Raw genomic sequence first — 21,432 nt, forward strand, 5'->3', positions numbered from 1 at the left:
CGATCAGTTCTCGGCGCGTGCGGAGAAGACGTAGTCCGCCGGGTCGGGCGCGCGCAGCATGGCCCAGTAGTCGACCAGACGCCACGGGCAGCTGACCCACGCGCGCCCGGCCTTGTTGCGGTAGTAGCCGTTTGCCGTGCCGCCGTGCTTCCAGACCGTCTTGTCGAGCTCGTCGTCGACGCGGCGGTTGTAGGTGTCGGCGGCCTCCCGGGTTGGCTCCAACGAGGTGAAGTCGTTCTCGATCAGGTACTGGAGGCTTTCGACGACGTAGTTGACGTGTTCCTCGCTCGTGACGTTGTGGCCGCCCCCGTGGTTGGGTGCGGCGTTCGGGCCCGCCGTGACGAAGAGGTTGGGGAAGCCGGGAACGGTGATGCCCAGGTACGCCCGCGGGTTCTGGTCGGCCCACTCGTCGCTGAGCCTGATGCCACCGCGGCCCACGACATCCAGGAATCCGAGGTATTCGAGCTTGAAACCGGTGGCCCAGATGATGACGTCCGCCGCGATGAACCTCCCCTCCGTCGTGACGACACCGTCGGGGCGGATCTGCTGGAAGGACGCTCGGTGCACCGATACGTTGTCTCGTTTGACGGCTTGGAAGAAGCCGGGGTCCTTCACGATCCGTTTGGCGAACGGGGGGAAGTCCGGCGTCAGCTTCTCCTTCAGGTCGGGACGGTCGGCGAACGCCTCGTCCAGGTACCGCAGGCACACCTGCATCACCGCGTCGTTGGCCGGAGAGGCCGAGACGTGCGTGGCGTACCACTCCTCGTCGATACGGGGAACAGGCCAGCCCTTGTCCGCGGCCCACCAGTACGTCTTGGTCCGGAACCACTGGTGGAAGTAGGGAATGTTCTCCAGCGCCCACCGCATCCCGTCGGGTACTTCGGCGGAGACCTTCCGCTCGGGGATCACCCAGTGCGGCTGGCGTGCCACGACGTCCAGAGACTCCACCTGGTCGGCGATGTCGGCGACGACCTGGACGGCCGTACAGCCCGCGCCGAGGACGACCACGCGCTTGCCGAACAGGTCGACATCCGGGCGCCACTCCGCCGTGTGCATCATCTCGCCCGCGAACGAGCTCGCTCCGTCGATGTCGGGGATCGACGGTCCGTTCAGTACGCCCGTGGCCGTGACCACGGCGTTTGCGCGATGCGTCCGGACGGTGCCGTCCTTGTGCTGGACGGTGATCTCCCAGATCTGGTCGTTCTCGTGCCACGTACAGCCGAGCACCCTGGTCGAGAAGGTGATGCGCGGAAGCAGGTCGTACTTGTCGGCCACGCCCCGCAGGTAGGCGAGATACTCGGGTCCCGTCGGGTAGTACTTCGACCACCCGGGATTGAGCTCGAACGAGTAAGAGTAGAAGTGGCTCGGGGTGTCGACAGCGGCCCCCGGGTAGGTGTTGCGTGACCACGTGCCGCCGAGGTCCTCGCGCTCCTCGAAGACCCGGCAACCGAAGCCGGCCTGGCCGAGCTTGATCGCGGCGTTCACGCCGATCATCCCGGCACCGATGATCGCGACGCTGAAGTCCGCGGGGGGAGTGCGGTTCCGCGTGACGGTCGGCCGCGTCGCCTCAAAGCCTCCCTGCTCCCGCAGATGGGGCACGTACTCCTCGCCGACGGTGTCATTCAGGCAGACCTCGGCCATCCGCCGGAAGAGCAAGTTCCCGGGGACCGATATACGGGGCGTCAGCGGGCCGTCGAGGAGTTTGCGAGCCCGGGCGCGGATCTCGGAGGCGACCGCCGACGGATACTCGCCCATGACGGTCGGCGGGCGTCCCTCGTCCTCAGCGAGGCGGCGAGCCTCCGAGAGCTTGTCCCTGAACTCGTCGACGAGACTCGTGTCTCCGCTCACATGGACCAGCGACATCAGCAGCGCGCCCGGCTCGGCGACATCTATGGCCGCTGCGAGCGCCTCCCGGTCAGCGTTGGTGACGGGGGAGAGGACGTAGGTGGGCTGGTTCGGGGATATCAAGGTCATCGGGGTACCGGTTCCTTGGCGAGTGGGTGAGCGTGGCGAACAACGCCGTGAGAGAAGTCGAGACGAGCGAGGAATCGTCGGGCTGAGGTCACTCGTGGGACGGGACTGGCGTCCTGTCGGAGCGCCGCAGAGGACGGGAGAGGCCCCCGCCAGTGCCTCGGCTTCGGCGAGGCATCCCGGACGCGGCGTACCAGATGTCCATCGCGGCCATGCGTACGGCCTCGCCGGCTTCCTGCGTCGGCAGGGCGTCCACGGGCCCGCACAGTGAGAGTGCTGTGCGCACGTTGCTCCCGGATGGGCCGACGGGGGCGGCCACCACGGTGATCCCGGTTCCGCAGCCCTGGAAGTCGACAGCGACGCCGCCTCGGTCGCGGACGCGCTCGAGGTCGCGCCGGAGATCTCGGAGTGTGTGGATCCCGTACACGGTGGCAGGTGGCGCGAAGGCCAGGGTGGGCCAGTCGGTCTCGGCGAGCTGGGCGAGGAGGGCCCGGCCGGCGGCCGAGTGCACGGCAGGCTGCCGGGCCCCCAGACACCAACTGTCCCCCTTCTCCGGCCAGTCGCCGGTGCGTTCGAGGTGCAGCACGTCCGAGGCGACGAGGGTGCTCAGGTGCACGGTCAGACCGGTTGAGCGGTGCAGCGCGTGCATGAACGGCAGGGATGCCCGGTGGATACGGTCGCGCCGGACGACCTGCGAACCCAGTTCGAACATCCGGATGCCGAGGCTGTACTGATACCCCTCGCGTTCCACCCAGCCCAGTTCGACCAGACGCTGCAGGATGCGATGCGTCGACGAACGCGGCAGATCGGCCTGCCGTGAGATCTCGGCCAGCGTGAGTCTGGATCGGCCGTCGAATACCTGAAGCAGAGAGGCCACCCTGTCGATCATGGTGATGGGTGCGCCCTGGCTTGTCGGAGCCGTGGTCATAGTGGCCTCCCGGCATCGTCGCCCGGTTGCACGTTGCGACAACATGTCGCAAACTGACAGGCCGGAGTCTACTGCTGGATTGCCAACCCGTAAACGGATTGGATCCAATTTCCTCATACGGGTTGACCGTGCGTCGGCCGATGCGACGGTACTGGCGCAGTGCATGGAAAGGTGCAGTCATGGTGAAGAGCAGCCGTCCGACGCTGACAGAGCGGCGGGCCGAGGAACTGCACATGACCATTGCGCGGAAGGCGGCCGAGATCTTCGTCGCCGACGGTGACACCTCGGCAACCGTCGAGCGCATCGCCGACGAGGTGGGCATGTCGACCCGTACTTTCTACCGCCACTTCCCCGTCAAGGAGGACGTGGTCCGGCCCTTGTTCCGGCACAGCTCGCGGATGGTCATGCAAGCGCTGCGGAACGCGCCCAAAGACGGCGATCTGGTGGAGGCGCTCGTCGCCGCTTGGACGTCGGAACTGGACGCGGGGCCGAACCTGAGCCCCTTCGGCCGACAGTTCCTGACGCTGGTGGCGTCGAGCCCGCAGCACCGCCTGCGGTGGATGGAGGTCGACGACGAACTGTGCGAGGCGATGGCCGAGTTCCTGCGGGAACGCATCGGAGAGGGTGAGGGCACCCTGGAGTCCGTATTGCCGGGCTTCCTGATTGTGCAGGCGACCCGTCAGGTCTTCATGTACTGGATCACGTCGGAGGCCGGAGAGGACATCGCGGACCTGTTGCGCGAGGCCTTCCGGATGGTGCTCGACGGCGTACGGACGAACCGCCCTGCTCAGCTGGCGCGCGGGTGAGCGAGGCGGCCTCTGGGGCCCCTCTGGAATCCTCAGGGGCGGATCAGTCCGCGGGGGTGTCCTCTGGTCCGAGAGCGCCGGATCGGTGCAGCGCGGTGATCTCCTCAGCGCTGTAGCCGAGTTCGGCGAGTACGAGGTCGGTGTCCGCTCCTGTGGCCGCCGGTGCCCGGGGCGGCGTGGGAGCGGACCGACTCAGTTTTATGGGTACGCCGATGCCGCGGTAGGCGCCGTCCTGGACGACCATCGAACGGTGCCGCGTGTGCGGTGCGGACAACGCGCCCTCGACGTCGTGGACCGGGCCGGCCGGGACCCCACGCGCCGTGAGGGCCGGCGCGAGGTCCTCCGCCTTCCGTGTCAGGAACGTCGGCTCCAACTCCGCCAACAGCTCCGGTAGGTGGACCATCCGGTCCCGGTTGCGCCGGAAGCGGGGGTCCTCTGCCAGCCGGGGGATCCCGAGGACGTCAGTGAGTGCCGCAAACTGCGCGTCGCTGGCGGCGGCGACGAACAGGCGTCCCTGCCCCGCGGTACGGAACACCTGGTACGGGGCGACTGTAGGGTGCGCCGCTCCGGTGCGCCTGCCCACCTGGCCCGACTGCAGATAGCTCGCGGTATGCGGATGCATGATCGACAGGGCCGCGTCGAACAGCGTCACGTCGACGAGCTGTCCGCGCCCGCTGTGTGTCCGCTCCAGCAGAGCGAGCAGGACACCCGCGAAAGCCTGGTGCGCGGCGGTGATGTCCACGATCGGTACCCCGACACGCAGCGGTTCACGGTCCGGTTCTCCGTTGACGCTCATCAGCCCGCCGTAGGCCTGGAGTACGGCGTCGTACCCTGGTAGCCCACCGAGCGGGCCGTCGGCGCCGTAGCCGGTAATCCGGCAGTAGACGAGCCGGGGGAACTCCTTCGAGAGGCGGGCCTCGTAACCGAAGCCCCAGCGTTCCATGGTGCCGGGCTTGAAGTTCTCCACGACCACATCCGCCTGGGCGATGAGGTCGTGCAGCACGTCCCGGGCCCTTTGCACCCGGAGATCCAGTGCCATATTGGCCTTACTGCGGTTGAGCCCCTGGTAGTAGGCGCTCATGGTCGCGGCCTCGTCGACGAACGGCGGTCCCCAGCGCCGCGTCTCGTCGCCCGAGGGGAACTCGACCTTGATCACCTCAGCGCCGTGGTCGGCGAGCATCTGCGCGCAGAACGGGCCGGCGAGGACCCGGCTCAGATCGAGTACGCGCACGCCCTGGATGGCTCCGGCCGCGCTCATCGCGTGCCACCTGCCACCAGGGGCCACCATGGACCGTCCTGACGCACCATGGCGGCGAGCTGGTCGTGCCAGTGACTCTCGTTGCCGAACTCCTCCCGCCAGGCCCACAACCGGGTCGTCGCCTGCCCGAGACGATGCTCGGCCGAGTAGCCGATCGCGCCGTGCAGTTGGTGGCCGATGGAGGCGACCAACTGTGCGCCCGCGGAGGCGGTGGCCTTCGCCGCGGCCACCGCCACAGCCGCGCCTGGATCGTCAGTCTCCACAGCCAGCAGAGCGGCGTCCGCACTCACCTGGAGAGCGGTGACCTCCGCGGCGAGCACGGCCAACTGGTGCTGCACCGCCTGGAAGTGGGCGAGCGGGCGACCGAACTGCTCCCGCTCGGTGATGTACCGGCCGGCCGATTCGAGTACGGAGCGGGCCGCTGCGCCGAGTTGAAGGGACCTGGCCAGCGCCCCTCGCCGCATCAGCGCAGCCGAGTCGACGCTGGGCGGCGCCACGACGGCGACAGGGTCGGCCAGTTCCACACCGTCGAGGATCAGCGTGTCACGCGGCTCACCGGCAAGGTTCTCGGCCGTCACCAGGCGTATGGCCTCCGAGCCCTGTTGCGGCACGGGCAGGACGGCGATCAGGGTCTCGCCACCGCAACGCACGGGCGTGACGACGTGATTCGCATGCCGCCCCCACGGCACTCGAATGCTTCCCGACAGCCGGAGTGCACCGCTTCGCCGCTCACCGTGAGCTTCGTCGAGGGACGCGACCACGAGCCCTTCGGGCAGGGACAGATCCGTGCGGGCCAGCATCCATCCGGCGAGGAACGCGGCCTCGGCCACCGGCACCCTGACGGCGTGAAAGGCGGTCAGATCGACCACCACGGCGAGAGCGCTCAGCCCGCCCCCGCTGCCGCCGGCCTCCGCAGGCACGCCCAGCAGATGGAACCCTCCTTGGCTCAGGTCCTTCCACACGCGATGGTCGAAGTCCGCCGAGGGCGTTCCCTCTGTGCTGTGGGCGCGCAGGATCGTGGCGACTGCTGAGCGAATCTCCTTGTGCAGATCGGCGTTCATCGAACCCCCAGCCCACGCGCCACGACCGAGCGCAGGATCTCGTTGGTGCCGCCCCGCAGGGTGAACGCCGGAGAGTGAAGGACCGCCTCGGCCAGCAGCCCTTCCAGTCCGTCCGCGCCTCTTCGGGGCTCGGCGTCCGTCAGCTGCCGTACGGTCTCCACCACGTCCCCCTCGAACCGAGAGCCGAGATCCTTCACCAGCGCTGCGGCGATTTCGGTCGACCGTCCCTCGGCGAGAGCGGCGGCCACCGACAGCGACAGCTGGCGCAGCGTCCAGGCACGAGCCGTGAGCCTGCCGAGCGCCCGGTCCGCCACTGCGTCGCCCGGGCCGTGGGGCAGCTGCTCCGTCCAGGCATGCAGCAACGGCACCGTGCTCATCAGCCGCTCGGGGCCGGACCGTTCGTGCGCCAGCTCGGCGGTGACCTGACCCCAGCCGGCTCCGCGTTCGCCCAGCAGACTGTCCTCCGGGACGACGACCGAATCGAACACGACCTCGTTGAAGTGGTGCTCTCCGTCGATGGTGAGGATGGGCCGGATCTCGATACCCGGTGCCGGCAGATCCACGACGAACTGGGACAGGCCGGAGCGCCGGTCGTCCGGTGAACCGTCGGTGCGGACGAGGACGACCATCGCATGGGCGTAGTGCGCCCCGGTCGTCCAGACCTTCGTCCCGGAGACCTCCCAGCCGTCGGGCACCTTCCGTGCCCGGGTGCGCACCGACGCCAGGTCCGAGCCCGCATCGGGCTCGCTCATGCCGATGGCGAAGTAGCACTCGCCGCGGGCGATCGCGGGCAGGTAGCGGTGCCGCTGCGCCTCGGTGCCGTGACGCAGAAGGGAGGGTGCCATCTGCCGGTCGGCGATCCAGTGGGCGGCCACGGGCGCGCCGGCGGCCAGCAGTTCCTCGGTGACGACGAAGCGGTCGAGAGCAGACCGGCCATGGCCTCCGTAGGCGGTGGGGAGTGTCATGCCGATCCAGCCACGCGCCCCGAGGCGACGGCTGAACGCCGGATCCGGGGCGGACATCCAGGCGTCGCAGCGCGGGGTGAAGGTTCCTGCCTCGCGCTCGCTGTCCAGGAAGCCTCGTACTTCTTTACGGAGTTCACGCGCTGCGGGGCCGAGCTGGTGCGGGGAGAGATGGATTGTCGCGCTCAACCGGACTCCTCCTTCAGGTCCGGTCCACGCTATGAGATTGGATCCAAAAAAGTAGCCGGTGTTCCGTTGAGTGGACGGAACACCGGCTTGCAGGTCAGCTCACGGGTGGTCGCGCCACCGCTCCTGCTTCGAGCATCAGGTTCAACTGGGCCTCGGAGCCCGCGCGGTGGGCGTCCATGAGGTCGGCCAGGCGCTGCGTGTCACCGGCCCCCAACGCGATGACCATCTCCTTGTGCTCGGCGAGGATGCGTGCCCGCCCGGCGCCGTCGTAGAGATAGACCGAGTGGTACGGCAGCGCCCAGGTCCAGATGCGCTTGATCTCGCCCACGACGAGGCTCAGGTCGCTCAGGCCGAAGATCGCCATGTGAAACCGGCTGTTGAGCGTGCGCATGCGCGGCAGGTCGAGATCGGCGGCAGCCCGCTCGACCTCCTCGGCCAGGGCCTCGATCTCCGCGAGTTGAGCGGGTGTGGGCCGCGGCAGACTACGGATCACCTCGGTCTCCAGCAGCCGCCGCATGAGGTACACCTGGTCGAACTCCGACCGGCTCAGGCGGGCGACGGCGAAACCGACGTGGTGCACGTGAACGACCAACCCGTCCGCAACGAGTTGGCGCAGTGCCTCGCGTACCGGCAGGCGGCTCACCCCCAGGGCGGCCGCCATGTGCTCCTGGCGGAGCTGCTGGCCGGGCAGGAGATCCCCCGCCGTGATCATTTGTTTGATCCCGTCGATCACGCGCGCCACCGCCTGGCTGGCTGGGGCCCTCGTGTCGGTGGCGGACGAGTTTCTGGGCGGCATGGGCACTCCTTGCGATCCGCTCCACCGTAGGGGTTGCGGACCCTGGCCGCACTCATGGCCAGGTGAACCCGTCGACCTCAGTACGTGACGCTGCCGCCGTTGAGGTTGAGGGTCTGGCCGGTCATCCAGGCGGCCTCTGCGGAGGCGAGGTAGACGACGGCGGCACCGACGTCCTCAGGGGTGCCGAGCCGGCGCGTGGGGATCCTGGCGGCGATGTCCGCGTTGCTGTCCCCGGCGGCGTTCGCCTGGAGCCCGAGCGCGAGTGTGTTGGCCGTGACGCCGAGGGGGGCGACCTCCTGGGAGATGTGCCGGACGAAGCCCTCGACCCCGCTCTTGGCCGCCCCGTACAGCGACAGACCGTGTGCGGATCCGGTGCGTGCGGACCCCGAGGAGATCTGGACGATCCGTCCCCAGCCCGCCTCGCACATCTCGTCGATGACCGCCGACACACAGTTCATGGCGCCGAACAGATTGATCTCCACAGGGGCCCGCCACCGACTCGGGTCGAGCGTACGGAAGTGTCCCTGACCGAAGTCGGCCGCGATGCCCGCGTTGTGCACCAGGATGTCCAGATGGCGCCCGAGCAGGGCGCGAGCCCTGCCGACCCCGTCGTGCACCCCGTCGAGGTCCGTTACGTCGAAGGCGACCGGGACGGCTGTCCCGCCCGCGGCCGTGATCTCCTTGGCGACCGCCTCGGCCCGCTCGGCCACGAGATCGTTGACCGCCACCGCGGCGCCCTGCGTGGCCAGTGCCCGAGCGATCCCCGCTCCGGCGTTCTGACCGGCCCCGGTCACCAGGGCGGTGCGGCCCGAAAGATCGAACATCGTGTTCCTTTCCCTGCACAGTGGTTGTCGGAGATTCGCGCTGGCGCGGTCCCGCTCCTCGTGAGCCACCGCGCTCACCGGCGAGGGATTTCACAGGCGCTGCATGAGCTCCAGCAAATGCCCTTCGGGATCCGTGACCTGGGCGATGCGCAAGCCGTGCTCCGGAAGCGACCTGGGCCCCGTTCTCACTGAGCCGCCGGCGCGCTCCGTCGCTCGTACGGCCTCGTCCACGTCGGCAACGGCGAAGCCCAGCACAGCCTCGCCGGGCGTGGGCGCCTTGCGGTGGAGAGGCTTGAGCAGCAACAGCGACGGCTCGTCGCTGCCCACGCAGCACATGACGCTCTGCGTGTACGCGCCGCCGCCCTCCCCTCCGGCCACCCGGTGCTTCTCGACGAGGCCGAGGACCGTGTTGTAGAACGTGGATTCGGTCTCCAGGTCGTCCACCAGAATCTTGGTGAACGCGAAACGAGGGTCATCGGCCACGGTGCCTCCAGGAACGCGGTGGATTGCGACGCCGGTAGAGCGGACCGCTCGGCCTGCGGTGCGATCCCGGCACATGGGCAGTACAGCGGTTCGGGGGTCCTGGCGGAGCAGGTGTTCCAGTGAGCGGGAGACAGCGCCTGCTGCTCCCCTGTGAGCAGCACGGGTTCGGTTGCGCGGGGGTCCTGTCCGCGGGATGGCCGAGGCCGCGCAGCCCGGATGCGGGGGTTCGGAGTCGGCGATCCCGGCTCCCGCGATACCTCACTCCGCCTCACCGGCCTGACTGGGCGCGGTGAACTGCTCTTCCAGGTCGGCGAGAAACTTGTCACCTCCTGGGTGCACGGCGGCGATGCTGCGGATGCTCGCGTCCCCGGGTATCGGGTCTGGCTGGCCGGATCAGTGTCTCGGTGAAGATCCGCCGCTGGGAGTCCCAACGAGATCGCTGTGCTCGGGTACGTCGTCTGCTGACCAAGTAACCCTGAGTGCGCAGCCTGAGGACCGCGCTCACGCCTTTTTGCGACCGCCTCCCACCATCCCAAGGGATCCTGCCTGACCACCCCTGAGATGCCATCCGCACCTCCATCACCCTGCCTGCCCTTTGACCACGCCCGCGTGGGGAGTCCGTCCTGGTCGCGCAATCAGGCGCTTTACGGATCGCCGCGGCGTGGCTGGCAGAGGGAGAACCAGGTGCTCCACCCAGTCCCTCGCGTCCGTTCGGTGAACCTCAAGCCGCCCGTCCGGGGAGGATCACCTCGACGCGGGTGCCGCGGCCGGGCGCGCTGTCCAGTCGTACTCGGCCGCCGTGCAGTTCCGCGATGGCGGCGACGATGGACAGTCCGAGCCCGCTGCCTCCGCTCGCGCGGCTTCGACCCCTGTCAGCACGATAGAAGCGGTCGAAGACGTGGGCCATCGCGTGTTCGGGAATGCCGGGTCCCTCGTCCTCGACGCGCAGGAGCACATCGCTCCCGGCCCTCACCAGATCGACGCGGCAGGGGGTGCCTGGGCCGGAGTGCATGCGGACGTTGCCGAGAAGGTTGCCGAGCAGGCCGCGCAACTGTGCCTCGTCGCCCAGGACGTTCACTCCGGGCTCGATGTGTGAGTGCAGCGGGCGTGCTGGTTCGACGGCGGTGGCGTCGCGGCAGGAATCGGCCACGACGCGGGAGAGGTCGACCTGTTCGAGTTCGGCGTCGTCCTGCTCGTCGAAGCGGGCCAGCATCAGCATTGATTCGACCAGTCGTGTCATCCGGTGGATTTCGGAGAGCATGCGGGCGACGGCGTCGTCGACCGCTGCCGTGTCCGGGAGCGCGCCCTGCTGGTAGAGCTCGGCGTACCCGCGCAGCGACTGGAGCGGGGTGCGCAGTTCGTGCGAGGCATCCGCCACGAACTGGCGCATGCGGTCCTCGGACTGCTCGCGGGCCGCGAGGGAGGCCTGGATCTGCCCGAGCATGCGGTTCAGCGCGTCGGTGAGGCGGCCGACCTCGGTGGTCGGGGGGTCGTCGGCCGCGACGATCCGTCGGCCGAAGTCGCCTGTGGCGATGGCATCGGCGGTGTCCGCAGCCTGTTCCAGAGGGCGCAGCTCCCGTCGGACCACCGCGGTGCTGACCAGCGCTACTCCGGCCAGGCCGGCCAGCTCGACGATCACGATGACGGCCGGATCCCCGCTGAGGATCCACGTGAGTGCGGTTGCCGCCATCGCGCAGGCGCACAGGGCGGTGACCAGCACGCTGAGCCGGGTGCGCAGGGGGCGGCGGGTGGCCCGGCTCAGCATCGGGGCTCCCCGATCCTGTAGCCGACGCCACGCTGGGTGTGGATGAGTGGCGGGCCCAGGGCGTCCAGCTTGCGGCGCAGATAACTGATGTACGTGGCCACCACGGTGTCGTCGCCGTTGAAGTCGTACGACCAGACGTGCTCCAGCAGCCGGGCGCGTGGCACGACCCGGCCGCTGTGCAGCATGAGGTAGCGCAGGAGGCGGAACTCGGTAGGGGAGAGGTCCACCGGACTTCCGGCGCGGCGGACGGTGTGGGTGTCGGGGTCGAGTTCGAGGTCGCAGACGCGCAGGACGCGGTCTGGGCGCTCGTGGCGGCGGGTTCGGCGCAGGACGGCTCCGACGCGGGCGGCGACCTCGTCGAGACCGAAGGGCTTGGTGATGTAGTCGTCGCCGCCCTCGCTCAGACCGCGGACCAAGTCCCTGCGGGTGTCGCGCGCGGTCAGGAAGACGACGGCGTGCGGCAGGCCGTCCGAGCGCAGCCTGCGCATCACCTCGAAACCGTCGCCGTCCGGGAGCATCACATCCAGCAGGATGAGTTCGGGAAGGAACTCGCGCGCCGCGATCAGGGCGTCCTTGGCCGTGGTGGCCGCACGGACCTCGTATCCGATGAATCGCAGAAAGCGGCCGACCGTGTCGAGGATCGCGGGTTCGTCGTCGACCACCAGCAGTCGACCGAGCGGCTTCGGTGCCGTGGCGTCGGTCCTGGCGGGCTGATCGGACATGCGGACCCTCTTCTGTTCGCTGCTTCTCGGCGACTCCATTCGATCATTTCGCGGCCACGTGGACGTGTTCCATGGGAGTTGTGTGTGAAGAGCGGCCGCCGGAGGCTCTTTCGGCAGGAAGGGCCGCACGGTGTTCCTAGCGTGGATCACGCAGGTGTCGCCTGTCCTCGCTAGGTATCCGGGAGTTTTCGCGTGTCCACGCTCTTGTACCGCCTGGGCCGTTTCGCCTACCGGCGCAAATGGTCCGTCATCGGCGCTTGGTCCGTGCTGTTGCTGGTGGCGGTCGTTGCCGCACTGGGGCTGATGAAGCCGTTCGCCTCGGCCACGACCATTCCGGGCACCGAGGCCCAGCGCACGCTCGACGTCGTGCGGGAGGAATTCCCCACTGACGACGCCCACATCACCGGGAAGATCGTCTTCCGGGCGCGGAGTGGGGCGACTGTGAGCGCCGGGGAGGCTGGAGCGGCCGTTCGTCGAAGCGTCGAAGCGGTCGCCGACGTACGAGGCGTGACGTCGGCCGCCGCTCCGTCAGCGAAGGCCGGAACCGTGTCCGCCGACGGCAGGACGGGGATCGCCGAGCTGGTCTTCTCCATCAAGAAGGGCGCAACGCTGCCGGCGACCACGAAGGCGGCCGTCGAGGAGGCCGCCGCCGACGCACGTCGGGCGGGGCTGACCGTGGAACTCGGCGGTGACGCGTTCTCCCAGGTCAAGGTCGAGGTGCTGGGGCCTGGGGAAGCGGTCGGCGTGCTGATCGCCCTGGGCGTGCTGGTCTTCGTCTTCCGATCCCTGCGCGCCGCGGTCATCCCGGTGGCCACCGCGCTGGTCGGGGTCGCCGTAGGCGTCCTCGCACTGCTGTCCTTGACCAGCGTCGTCACGATGGACAGCACCTCGGTCATCCTCGCCGTGATGCTCGGCCTCGCGGTCGGCATCGACTACGCCCTGTTCATCGTCTCCCGCCACCAGACCCAGGTCAGGGAGGGCATGGACCCCGAGGAGTCGGCCGGCCTCGCGAACGGCACGGCCGGCGGCGCGGTGGTGTTCGCCGGTGCCACGGTCGTGATCGCGCTGGCCGCGCTGTCCGTGGTGAACATCCCGTTCCTCACCGTGATGGGGCTGGGAGCCGCCGCGACGGTGGTGGTCTCTGTGCTGGTCGCCGTCACACTTCTCCCAGCCGTGCTCGGTCTGATGGGTGCCCGTATCGCCACTAGCACCGTCCCGGTGCTGCGCCGCTCCACGGAGCGTGCCGCACGCCGTACGGAGCGAAACGGCGCGGGGCGGCGTTGGGCGACCCTCGTGTCACGGCGCCGGTGGACCGTGCTCGTCGTGTCCCTTCTGGGCCTGGGAATCCTTGCCGTCCCGGCGGCCGACCTGCAGCTCGGCCTCGGCGGTACCCAGGACCCCGACACCTCCGCGGCGCGCGCGCAGCGACTCGTCGACGACGGCTTCGGTCCCGGCTACAGCGGCACCCTGGTCGTTCTGGTCCAGGGCGCCACCAGGACCGTGGTCGCCACTGCCGAGGAATTCTCCTCGACGGTCCGGGACCTGCCCGGCGTCCGCGCCGTGTCCCCGGTGGTGACCGCGGCATCCGGCGACGCCGCCCTGATCAGCGTCACGCCGTCGAGCGGTCCGGAGACGGAGGCCACCAAGGGGGTTCTCGCCGAAATCCGGCACGCGCGCGACGCTGTCGAGGAGCGCACGGACACGGACATCGCGGTCACCGGCACTACCGCCGTCAACATCGACGTGGCGGACAAGCTCTCGGCGGCCCTGCCCGTCTACTGCCTGCTGGTCATGAGCCTGGCGCTACTGCTGCTGGTTGTCGTCTTCCGCGCGATCGCCGTACCGGTGAAGGCTGCCGTCGGCTTCCTGCTCTCGCTGGGGGCTTCGCTCGGCGCACTGGTCGCCGTCTTCCAGTGGGGATGGCTCTCCGGGCTCCTCGGTATCAAGGACACAGGCCCGGTGCTGAGTTTCCTGCCGATGCTGCTCGTCGGCATCCTGTTCGGCCTGGCGATGGACTACGAGGTCTTCCTCGTCTCCCGGATGCGCGAGGAGCACGCCCACGGCCGCCCGCCCGCCGAGGCCATGATCCGGGGGTTCGCCCACGGTTCGAAGGTCGTGACCGCGGCCGCCCTAATCATGATCGCCGTCTTCGGGTCCTTCGTCTTCGCCGATATGCAGGTCATCAAGGGCATGGGATTCTCCCTCGGGATCGGTGTGCTCCTGGACGCGTTCGTCGTCCGTATGACGCTTGTGCCGGCGGTGATGGCGATCCTCGGCGGCAGAGCCTGGTGGCTGCCGCGCTTCCTGCAGCGGGCCCTGCCGGACGTGGACATCGAGGGGGAGAGGCTGGCCCGCCGGACGACTCACCCGGCCTCGGCGCCCGGCGCGCCGCCACGGCAGACGGATGGCGCCCGGGTGGCGGTGGGTACCGGGGGAGGCGAGGCGGGCCAGACGAAAGCCTACTGATATCCGGGATTAGTGGATGGGGCACCTCGGACGATGTTGTGCGCGCCCTCTGGACGCGGCCCCGGACGACATCGTGATCCCCTACATCCACGGAGGCGGCTTCCGCTCCGGGCTGGCCGGAGGATTACGCGGCCTCGCGGCCCAGCTGGCACCGGCGACGAAGGTGAGCGTGCTGCTGCCCGAGTACCGGCTGGCTCCGGAGGACCCGTTTCCCGCAGGGCTCGACGACTGCCTGACGGCATTCGACCATGCCGCCTCGCTCGTGCCGGGGGGCGCCAACGTCGCGTTGGCGGTTCTGCTGTGCCGTTCGGCCGCGATCGGTGATCGCCTCAGCGTTAGCCGTCCGGTCACCGCACACTGGCGGCATCCACCGGAACGATCTGTCCTGGGTGGCGTAGCAGATTGCGGCCGGATGGTGGATGCAGGGCCTGGTCACGCTATCGTCCTGGCCCGGGACCGGGGCGGCTGGACGAGCTTCCGTGACCCCGGGAAGCCGACCGTCGAGAACGAGCTCGCCCGATACGGGACACCTGTTCTCGGGCCCTTCCCCGCCAACCGGTCAATCGTTCACGGCCCCGGGCTTGAAGGATCTCGGCAAGGTCGGCCAGCCGTAAGCACGCCAGCGACGCGCTCCCCGGTATGCACCCTCTGACCATCGCCGTGGTGGAGCTGATCGAACGGCTCGCCCCCGCCCGGCCCACCGTGTCGGCCTGTACCTGGGCGGCCTCGTCGGCCGGCGGATCCTCGCTATGGGGACCCGACGAAGGCCTTGATGTTCGGGCCCGCCTCATCGCCTGTCTGGCGGGCGGTACGCGGTGTCGCCGCTGAGTGCCCGGGGGCCGCCCGTACCCACCCGCGCGGGACACAGGGATGGGCGGTGGATACGGGTGGCGGCACTGGGACTCAGCGGTAAGTGTTGTTGCTGACGTGGTCACCGTCGAGCCACGACTTGAGTTCGGCGTGCGCGGTCCGTCGGCGCTTCTCGTCGGAGGCCTCGATGGCCGGGGGCGTCCAGGGCGAACTCGAGGAGGAGGCCGTTCGGGTCGCTGGTGTACAGGGAACGGCAGTACCCGTGCTCAAGGACGTAGAAGTGGTCGATGACGCGCAGCGCACTGGCCGTCGCGTCGTCGGCGACTTCGAGCCTGCCGATGAGTTCACGCACGGGAACCTCCAAGGCCCACTATCGCGCCGGCGCCGTGCCAGGGCCAGTGCGGTCCGTCAGATCTCGAGGGCCCCTCGTCGCGGGTCGCGTTGGAGGCTCGTGAGATCGCGGCGTGGGGGGCCGCCCTGTCGAACCCGTGGAAGCCGCCTCCCCACATGTGCAGGTCGACGCTTCACACCGGCCTCGGACAGGCGGCGGGCGTAGACCAGGACCTCGTCGCGGAACGACTCGACCGAGCCCGCGTCGATGTAGGTGCGGGGCAGACCGCTGAGGTCTTCTGCGCGGGCCGGGGCGGCGTACGGGGACACGTCCGGTCCGCCACGCCGCTCGCCCAGCAGGGCGGTCCAGCCGAAGCGGTCGTCGAGCATGGGGCAGATCAGCACCTGGTGGCTGAGCGTGGGAAACGCCCGGTCGCGTGCCATCAGTGCGGTTCCTGCCGCCAGGCCGCCCCCGGCGCTGCTTCCCACCACGAGAAGACGCTCCGGACCGATGCCGAGCTCGGCCGCGTTCTTCGCTGTCCACACCAGCCCCGTGCAGCAGTCCTCGATGGGGGCGGGATCGGGGTGCTCCGGAGCCGGGCGGTAGTCCACCGGCACCACGACCGCGCTGCCCTCGGCGACGAACGGATGAACGACATCCACTCCCGACGTGTGGTTCCCGGAGATCATCCCGCCACCGTGGATGTGGTGGCAGTGCCGAGAAAGCCTGCCGTCGTCTGATCGGCCACCGTTCTCTCCTTTGGGAACGCACCGGGAACGTATGGCCACCACTCTCGGGGGCGGGCTCCTGCGGAGGAACCCGCAGCTGGCGGGAACTGTTCCCACCCACCCTGCCAGATGGCGGGGCCAGGATCCGCGTAGCGGTCGACGAGGCGTTCCGCGTCCGGCCCGACGCTGACCGAGACCCGTGCGGCAACGGGTCACAGCGGCTTCGGATCGCCCTCGTACCTCTGCTTCAGAGCGGCGAGCACCTCCCGCGGACCTGCCGTACTCGCCAATTGGACGCTGCTGGCGGCGCAGCCGACCAGATTGCTGCTGGGTGGGGCGGGCTTTGGCTGGTGCGTTCCCAAGGCATCGAGTACTCGCCTTCGCAACCAACACCGTCCTGCTGTTGGGCTGGGGCCTGCTCGCCTCCCGAGCCGCGGGCCGCACGAGTGGGAGAGCCGTCGGCATCGGATCTACCGTCGCGCCCTTCGGGGCGGCCGTCGCCTTGGTCAGCACCCTGCTGGCGTGACGCGGTGACTGGTCGTAGAGGCCGGTGAGGAGGGCGTGGCTGATGTCGCTGAGTCGCATCTCGGCCCTGGCTGGTCTCCGTCGGGCTGCTGACGCAGACCACGGGCATCGGCGAGCAGGGGGCGAGATCGACGCTGATCAGCCGATCGAGGACTCAAGCACCCTCACGTCCGCCTGCGGGCGAGGCGGAGGGGTCGGTCAGTCCGTGCTGAGGGGAATCCGCAGCCGGACTCGGTAGCGCCCTTCGCAGTCGGTCGCGCCTCCAAGGTGCCGTGCAGGATGTCGGCCCGTTCCCGCAGACCGAGCAAGCCCTGCTGCGAACCCGGGAGGGAGAGGGAGGGATGCGTGGGCGAAGTGTTGGTGACGGTCACTCCGACGTCGTCGCCGTCCCGCCACAGCTCGACGCGGGCCGTGGCGCCGGGGGCGTGCTTGCGGACGTTGGTCCCATCAAGTACCTGGCTGGGGGACTGCGAAGTTCAGTGGCGGGTAATCCGGACCGGCGGTGCGGACATCGGACCGACGCAGCGAGCCGATGTCTGCGCTGCCTCCCGTCGGTGCGGCGTGGACGGGGCCCGCGCGGCATCGAAGAGACTTTTTAGCACTTAAGAAGTGCGGCGCACCCCAGGGCCGTCGCAGGGGCCCGGGTTGGTGACGGCTGCGTGAATGGTGCAGCGCGCCATCGCTTCCTCGCGCCGCTTTCATGCCGTTCGCCTCCGATTTGCCCCTTCCTGTCCGGGTGCGCGCACCGTCGGCGCAGCAGCATGGCCGCCTTCAGGGGCGCCCGCTCATGACGGTGCGCAGCAGGTCGACGATGGGCTGCACCGGGACGGTCGGGTCGAAGGCGCGCTGGACGCCGAGCCCGATGCCGAGGCTGAGCAGGGTCAGGGCGGCGGTGTCGGCGGGCAGGGCAAGTGTGATGCCGAGTTCGTCCGCTTGCGCCCGGATCAGCTCTGCGAGCGCGTCCGTGACGGTGCGCCGGCGCTGGGCGAGCTGCTCGCACACCTGCTTGTCACGGCGGTTGGCGGTGGCGAACTCGACTTCCAGTGAGGTCCACGAGCTGTCGCCGATGGTCTCGTCGGCCCAGCGGGCGAATCCCGCGATCCGGTCCTCGAAGCGGGGCGCGTCGCCCATCGCGGCGGCCAGCTCTGTCACCTGTTCCGCGGCGATGCGGTCGAGCACGGCCATGCACAGCTCGTTCTTGGTGGCGAAGTTGGAGTACACCGCCCCCTTCGAGTAGCCCGCCGCCTCGGCGACACGCTCCATTGACGTCGCTGTGAAGCCCTCGCCCAGGAAGAGCGTGTACGCGGTGTCCAGGACGTGTTCGCGGGTGCGGGCCTGGCTCTCGGCCCGGGTCAGTCTTGCCACTCCCGGAGGATACCGCTAGCTTTCGGATTCCCTTGGAATTCCAATACCGGGAGAATCCATGGCGGGTTGTCGACGACGCGGGCTGATCGTCGGGTGCGGCGGCACCCTCGGCTTCGCATGGACGGTTGCGGCGCTGGCCGCGGTCGAGGAGCAGCTCGGCTGGGATGTCCGCACGGCAGAGGTGCTGGTGGGGACGTCGGCGGGGGCAGAGGTCGTGTCCGTGCTCGGGTCCGGCCGGTCGGTCTGCGACCTGCTCGCTGCGCTGCAGGGCCGGTCCGACGCGGACCCGCTGCTCCTGCGGCACGTCGGCGTGCACCCGGGCGCCCTGCCACCGGTTCCGTGGCCGGGACTGCCGGGAGCCGGGCTCACGGCGGCGGCAGCCCGGGGTCGTGTCCCGCTGGGTTCGGGGCTGCTCGGCCTCCTGCCACGTGGCCGTGGGGATGCGGGGTGGCTGCGGGACTTCGGCGCCGCGCTGGCGGACGGCCACACGTGGCTCGCCTCGTCACGTACGTGGCTGGTGGCGACCGAGACACGCTCCGGCCGACGGGTGGCGTTCGGTTCGCCCGATGCCCCGGTCGCCGACATCGGCAGCGCGCTGGCCGCGTCGTGGGCGATCCCAGGGTGGTTCCCTCCCGTACGGATCGACAGGCACGCCTACCTCGACGGCGGGGTGGTGTCGCCGACGTCGGCCGACCTCGTTGCCCCGCTCGGCCTGGACGAGGTGGTGATCGTCGCCCCGATGGCGACGTCCGGGGGCGCGCCCGCCGCCGGGCTGAGCCGCCTCGAGCGCGTCGCCAGGCGTTGGATGACCCGGACCCTCGACGCAGAGGAACTCCTGCTTCGGGCAGCGGGGACCCTCGTCGTCCGGATCGAGCCCGGCGCCGAGGAACTGGCCGTTATGGGCTTCAACTTCATGGACGTCGCCCGCCGCCCGGCCACCCTGGACGTCTCGCTGCGTACCGCACCCGACCGTGTCAAGCGAGCCCTGGACAGGAGCACCACGGCATGAGCACCCACTTCGAGGTCATCGTCATCGGCGCCGGCATCTCCGGTGTCGGCGCGGGGGTCCGGTTGCGCGAGGCCGGTATCCACGACTTCCTGATCATCGAGGCCGCCGACGACTTCGGCGGCACGTGGCGGGCCAACACCTATCCGGGCTGCCAGTGCGATGTGCCCTCACGGCTCTACAGCTACTCGTTCGCGCCGAACCCGGAATGGACGAGGGTGTACGCGCATCAGCCGGAGATCCTCGCGTACGTCAAAGCGGTCGCCGACCGGCACCGGCTTCCCGAGCACACCCGGTTCGGCGTGCGCATGACCGAGGCGCGCTGGCAGCCCGACGTGGCACGGTGGCGGATCAGCACCGATGTAGGCGAGTTCACCGCCCGGTTCCTGATCGCGGGTGCCGGGCCGTGGAACGAGCCTCTCATCCCCGACATCCCGGGCCTTGCGGAGTTTCCCGGCGAGGTGTTCCACTCCGCGCGCTGGAACCACGACTACGACCTGCGCGGCAAGCGGGTCGCGGTCCTCGGCACCGGAGCGTCGGCCGTGCAGTTCGTCCCGGCCATCGCCCCGCAGGTCGACCGGCTCCACCTGTTCCAGCGCACTGCCCAGTGGGTGCTGCCCAAGCCGGACCACCGCATACCGAAGGCCGAACGGTGGGTGATGCGGCACGTGCCCGGCGCCCGGGCCGCGGTGGCCGCGGTGGAGTACCGGGCCATGGAGATGCTGGGCCACGGATTCCGCAGGCCCTCGCTGCTGCGCGGCGTACAGGCCGTGGCACGCGCACACCTGCGCGCCACCGTGCGGGGCCGTGAACTGCGCCGCAAGCTGACCCCCGACTACACCATCGGCTGCAAGCGCATCCTGTTCTCCAACCACTACTACCCGGCCCTGACCCGCCCGAATGTGGACGTGCACGCCTGCGCCGTCCGCACGGTCCACGGCACCACCGTGCTCGGCGCCGACGGCAGCAGCGCCGAAGTCGACGCGATCATCCTCGGTACGGGCTTTCACATCCTCGACATGCCCCTGTCGAACCTCATCCACGACGGCGCCGGACGTTCCCTCGCCGACCACTGGCAGGGCTCCCCCGAGGCGTACCTCGGCACCGTCACCACCGGGTTCCCCAACGCGTTTCTGCTCCTCGGTCCCGGCCTGGGCACCGGACACAGCTCCGCGTTCACCATCCTCGAAGCCCAGCTCGATCTCGCCTTCGCCGCGATCCGCTCAGCACGCGCCGAGGGGTGGGCGTCGCTCGAGGTGCGCCGCGACGTGCAGAGCGCCTATAACACCGAACTGCAGGCGGCCCTCGCAGGCACCGTCTACAACACCGGCGGATGCCGGAGCTACTACCTCGACGCCAACGGCCGCAACAGCTTCAGCTGGCCCTGGTCCACCGGCCGGCTCCGCACACAGGTGGCACACTTCGACACCCGAGACTTCACTGTCATCCACTCCAGCGACCAGCAGGAAATCAGCGCATAAGGTTCCCGCCATCGACAAGCGTGGCGCCGACATCACGGGCCACCGGCGGCGCACGCGGCATCGGACTCGCCACCGCGAGGGCGTACGCCCCCAGGGTGCCCACGTCATGTTCGGCGGCCTTTACGGCGACCTGTCCCGTTGGCCGTGCACCGACACCGGGAGAAGGTGCAAGTGGAATACGTGTGGGTCGAGGACGACATGGTGCGGGTCAAGGCCCGCACCCTGGAAGGTGCGCTTCCGTGTCCCTCGTGCGGTGTCTGGTCGTACTGGGTCCACAGTCAATATCGCAGACACCTGGCGGACGCTTCCGTGGGCGGGCATCCGGTGGTGGTCGATTTGTCAGTGCGGCGGTTGTTCTGCGACGTCACTGATTGCGCGCGTCGTACCTTGGTCGGACAGGGCGGGGCCTGACCGTCCGCTGCGGTCGTGGCACTGTGGTGCTGGTGACCCTGGTGCAGGCGATTGCCTGGCACTTGCGGGCCGCACAGGCGCCCGGCTTGCCGCCCTATTCCATAGGCCGGTGAGGTCGCGTACGTCGGCGTGCCAGCCACGTTCGACCGTTTCGTCTCCCAGGTCCTGGGCTTGGGCCGTGGCGGCCGCGAGGCTGAGGTCGAGCAGCGCGAGGTTGGCTCCGCGCCCGCGCAGGGCCCGGGCGAGGGCGGCGCCCAGGCCGCCGGTGGAGCCAGTGAGGACGACGGTGCGCCCGGCCGGGTCGTAACGGGTCATGACAGCCCTACCTCGGTGAGCCTGAGTCGGTCTGCGGGGGCTTGCCTGTGGGGCCGGCGGATTCCTCGAGTCGGCGCAGTTCGGGGTGGCGTGCGGGGATGAGATCGGTGACGGGGTTAAGGACGCCGCGCAGGGCCGAAAACGGTACCCACCTGCGGGGGACCATGACACGGGCCGAGCGGTTCTCGATGCCGCGGACGACGGCGTCCCCGACGCGCGTGGGGGCGAT

The 21,432-nt window shown here is 69.6% G+C and carries 19 protein-coding genes and 2 pseudogenes; 6 read left to right on the forward strand and 15 right to left on the reverse strand.

All coding sequences use genetic code 11. The annotated features are described in order from the left end of the window. Nucleotides 1-3: 3 nt before the first annotated feature. Nucleotides 4-1,974, reverse strand: a complete 1,971-nt coding sequence (locus AB0958_RS31710; protein ID WP_366893916.1) for an NAD(P)/FAD-dependent oxidoreductase — start codon at nucleotides 1,972-1,974, stop codon at nucleotides 4-6. An 88-nt stretch (nucleotides 1,975-2,062) separates the two neighbouring features. Continuing rightward, entirely contained in the window at nucleotides 2,063-2,848 is a 786-nt protein-coding gene (locus AB0958_RS31715) for a helix-turn-helix domain-containing protein (RefSeq protein WP_366893917.1), read from the reverse strand. A gap of 230 nt (nucleotides 2,849-3,078) precedes the next feature. On the opposite strand from AB0958_RS31715, the gene AB0958_RS31720 reads away from it, so the two are divergent. Further along, nucleotides 3,079-3,705: a TetR/AcrR family transcriptional regulator gene (locus AB0958_RS31720; protein ID WP_366893918.1), complete on the forward strand. Its 627-nt coding sequence runs from the start codon at nucleotides 3,079-3,081 to the stop codon at nucleotides 3,703-3,705. Nucleotides 3,706-3,748: 43 nt separating this feature from the next. Here AB0958_RS31720 and AB0958_RS31725 read toward each other — a convergent pair whose 3' ends face one another. The 8 genes from AB0958_RS31725 to AB0958_RS31760 all read right to left on the reverse strand — a co-directional run bounded on the left by AB0958_RS31725 (nucleotide 3,749) and on the right by AB0958_RS31760 (nucleotide 11,765). Then, complete coding sequence (locus AB0958_RS31725) at nucleotides 3,749-4,963, reverse strand: CaiB/BaiF CoA-transferase family protein (RefSeq protein WP_366893919.1); 1,215 nt, start codon at nucleotides 4,961-4,963, stop codon at nucleotides 3,749-3,751. Next, nucleotides 4,960-6,024, reverse strand: coding sequence for an acyl-CoA dehydrogenase family protein (locus AB0958_RS31730; protein ID WP_366893920.1), 1,065 nt, complete (start codon nucleotides 6,022-6,024; stop codon nucleotides 4,960-4,962). The genes AB0958_RS31725 and AB0958_RS31730 overlap by 4 nt, the downstream gene beginning before the upstream one ends. Next, the gene (locus AB0958_RS31735; protein ID WP_366893921.1) at nucleotides 6,021-7,175 is read right to left on the reverse strand and encodes an acyl-CoA dehydrogenase family protein; all 1,155 of its coding nucleotides are present in this window, start codon (nucleotides 7,173-7,175) and stop codon (nucleotides 6,021-6,023) included. Before AB0958_RS31735 ends, AB0958_RS31730 begins: the two co-directional genes overlap by 4 nt. A gap of 94 nt (nucleotides 7,176-7,269) precedes the next feature. After that, nucleotides 7,270-7,971 (reverse strand): GntR family transcriptional regulator, encoded by a 702-nt coding sequence (locus AB0958_RS31740; protein WP_366893922.1) that lies wholly within the window; start codon nucleotides 7,969-7,971, stop codon nucleotides 7,270-7,272. 77 nt (nucleotides 7,972-8,048) lie between these two features. Continuing rightward, nucleotides 8,049-8,795, reverse strand: a complete 747-nt coding sequence (locus AB0958_RS31745) for an SDR family oxidoreductase (RefSeq protein ID WP_366893923.1) — start codon at nucleotides 8,793-8,795, stop codon at nucleotides 8,049-8,051. A gap of 90 nt (nucleotides 8,796-8,885) precedes the next feature. Continuing rightward, nucleotides 8,886-9,278, reverse strand: coding sequence for a VOC family protein (locus AB0958_RS31750; protein ID WP_272121154.1), 393 nt, complete (start codon nucleotides 9,276-9,278; stop codon nucleotides 8,886-8,888). A 721-nt stretch (nucleotides 9,279-9,999) separates the two neighbouring features. Continuing rightward, nucleotides 10,000-11,043 carry an ATP-binding protein gene (locus AB0958_RS31755; RefSeq protein WP_366893924.1) on the reverse strand — a complete coding sequence of 348 codons (1,044 nt, stop codon included), beginning with the start codon at nucleotides 11,041-11,043 and terminating at the stop codon, nucleotides 10,000-10,002. Then, entirely contained in the window at nucleotides 11,037-11,765 is a 729-nt protein-coding gene (locus tag AB0958_RS31760) for a response regulator transcription factor (protein ID WP_366893925.1), read from the reverse strand. Before AB0958_RS31760 ends, AB0958_RS31755 begins: the two co-directional genes overlap by 7 nt. Before the next feature lie 192 nt (nucleotides 11,766-11,957). Between AB0958_RS31760 and AB0958_RS31765 the strand changes: the two genes are divergently transcribed. Then, nucleotides 11,958-14,231, forward strand: coding sequence for an MMPL family transporter (locus AB0958_RS31765; protein WP_366893926.1), 2,274 nt, complete (start codon nucleotides 11,958-11,960; stop codon nucleotides 14,229-14,231). A gap of 16 nt (nucleotides 14,232-14,247) precedes the next feature. Next, nucleotides 14,248-14,883, forward strand: a complete 636-nt coding sequence (locus tag AB0958_RS31770; RefSeq protein ID WP_366893927.1) for an alpha/beta hydrolase fold domain-containing protein — start codon at nucleotides 14,248-14,250, stop codon at nucleotides 14,881-14,883. Nucleotides 14,884-15,162: 279 nt separating this feature from the next. Here the strand turns inward: AB0958_RS31770 and AB0958_RS31775 are convergent, their stop codons facing one another. The 4 genes and pseudogenes from AB0958_RS31775 to AB0958_RS31790 all read right to left on the reverse strand — a co-directional run bounded on the left by AB0958_RS31775 (nucleotide 15,163) and on the right by AB0958_RS31790 (nucleotide 17,990). Then, nucleotides 15,163-15,393, reverse strand: coding sequence for a hypothetical protein (locus AB0958_RS31775; protein WP_366893928.1), 231 nt, complete (start codon nucleotides 15,391-15,393; stop codon nucleotides 15,163-15,165). Nucleotides 15,394-15,449: 56 nt separating this feature from the next. Then, entirely contained in the window at nucleotides 15,450-16,061 is a 612-nt protein-coding gene (locus AB0958_RS31780) for an alpha/beta hydrolase fold domain-containing protein (RefSeq protein ID WP_366893929.1), read from the reverse strand. A 762-nt stretch (nucleotides 16,062-16,823) separates the two neighbouring features. Continuing rightward, nucleotides 16,824-17,068: pseudogene (locus AB0958_RS31785) on the reverse strand (two-component sensor histidine kinase); the annotation flags it as partial. 328 nt (nucleotides 17,069-17,396) lie between these two features. Further along, complete coding sequence (locus tag AB0958_RS31790; protein WP_366893930.1) at nucleotides 17,397-17,990, reverse strand: TetR/AcrR family transcriptional regulator; 594 nt, start codon at nucleotides 17,988-17,990, stop codon at nucleotides 17,397-17,399. A gap of 58 nt (nucleotides 17,991-18,048) precedes the next feature. Between AB0958_RS31790 and AB0958_RS31795 the strand changes: the two genes are divergently transcribed. The 3 genes from AB0958_RS31795 to AB0958_RS31805 all read left to right on the forward strand — a co-directional run bounded on the left by AB0958_RS31795 (nucleotide 18,049) and on the right by AB0958_RS31805 (nucleotide 20,888). After that, entirely contained in the window at nucleotides 18,049-18,999 is a 951-nt protein-coding gene (locus AB0958_RS31795) for a patatin-like phospholipase family protein (protein ID WP_366893931.1), read from the forward strand. Beyond that, nucleotides 18,996-20,477 (forward strand): NAD(P)/FAD-dependent oxidoreductase, encoded by a 1,482-nt coding sequence (locus AB0958_RS31800; protein ID WP_366893932.1) that lies wholly within the window; start codon nucleotides 18,996-18,998, stop codon nucleotides 20,475-20,477. Before AB0958_RS31795 ends, AB0958_RS31800 begins: the two co-directional genes overlap by 4 nt. A gap of 198 nt (nucleotides 20,478-20,675) precedes the next feature. Continuing rightward, entirely contained in the window at nucleotides 20,676-20,888 is a 213-nt protein-coding gene (locus AB0958_RS31805; protein ID WP_366893933.1) for a transposase family protein, read from the forward strand. Between the two features lie 322 nt (nucleotides 20,889-21,210). Here AB0958_RS31805 and AB0958_RS31810 read toward each other — a convergent pair. Continuing rightward, nucleotides 21,211-21,432, reverse strand: a pseudogene (locus tag AB0958_RS31810) (hypothetical protein); the annotation flags it as partial.

Origin of the sequence: Streptomyces sp. NPDC006655 (assembly GCF_040703965.1) — a bacterium.
Lineage (GTDB): Bacteria > Actinomycetota > Actinomycetes > Streptomycetales > Streptomycetaceae > Streptomyces.

Excerpts from the sequence above, each read along its gene's own strand:
- AB0958_RS31740 (WP_366893922.1), bottom strand. The coding sequence starts at position 7,971 with ATGCCGCCCAGAAACTCGTCCGCCACCGACACGAGGGCCCCAGCCAGC.
- AB0958_RS31760 (WP_366893925.1), bottom strand. The coding sequence starts at position 11,765 with ATGTCCGATCAGCCCGCCAGGACCGACGCCACGGCACCGAAGCCGCTC.
- AB0958_RS31725 (WP_366893919.1), bottom strand. The coding sequence starts at position 4,963 with ATGAGCGCGGCCGGAGCCATCCAGGGCGTGCGCGTACTCGATCTGAGC.
- AB0958_RS31730 (WP_366893920.1), bottom strand. The coding sequence starts at position 6,024 with ATGAACGCCGATCTGCACAAGGAGATTCGCTCAGCAGTCGCCACGATC.
- AB0958_RS31755 (WP_366893924.1), bottom strand. The coding sequence starts at position 11,043 with ATGCTGAGCCGGGCCACCCGCCGCCCCCTGCGCACCCGGCTCAGCGTG.
- AB0958_RS31780 (WP_366893929.1), bottom strand. The coding sequence starts at position 16,061 with ATGATCTCCGGGAACCACACGTCGGGAGTGGATGTCGTTCATCCGTTC.
- AB0958_RS31805 (WP_366893933.1), top strand. The coding sequence starts at position 20,676 with ATGGTGCGGGTCAAGGCCCGCACCCTGGAAGGTGCGCTTCCGTGTCCC.
- AB0958_RS31770 (WP_366893927.1), top strand. The coding sequence starts at position 14,248 with ATGGGGCACCTCGGACGATGTTGTGCGCGCCCTCTGGACGCGGCCCCG.
- AB0958_RS31800 (WP_366893932.1), top strand. The coding sequence starts at position 18,996 with ATGAGCACCCACTTCGAGGTCATCGTCATCGGCGCCGGCATCTCCGGT.
- AB0958_RS31720 (WP_366893918.1), top strand. The coding sequence starts at position 3,079 with ATGGTGAAGAGCAGCCGTCCGACGCTGACAGAGCGGCGGGCCGAGGAA.
- AB0958_RS31710 (WP_366893916.1), bottom strand. The coding sequence starts at position 1,974 with ATGACCTTGATATCCCCGAACCAGCCCACCTACGTCCTCTCCCCCGTC.
- AB0958_RS31745 (WP_366893923.1), bottom strand. The coding sequence starts at position 8,795 with ATGTTCGATCTTTCGGGCCGCACCGCCCTGGTGACCGGGGCCGGTCAG.
- AB0958_RS31795 (WP_366893931.1), top strand. The coding sequence starts at position 18,049 with ATGGCGGGTTGTCGACGACGCGGGCTGATCGTCGGGTGCGGCGGCACC.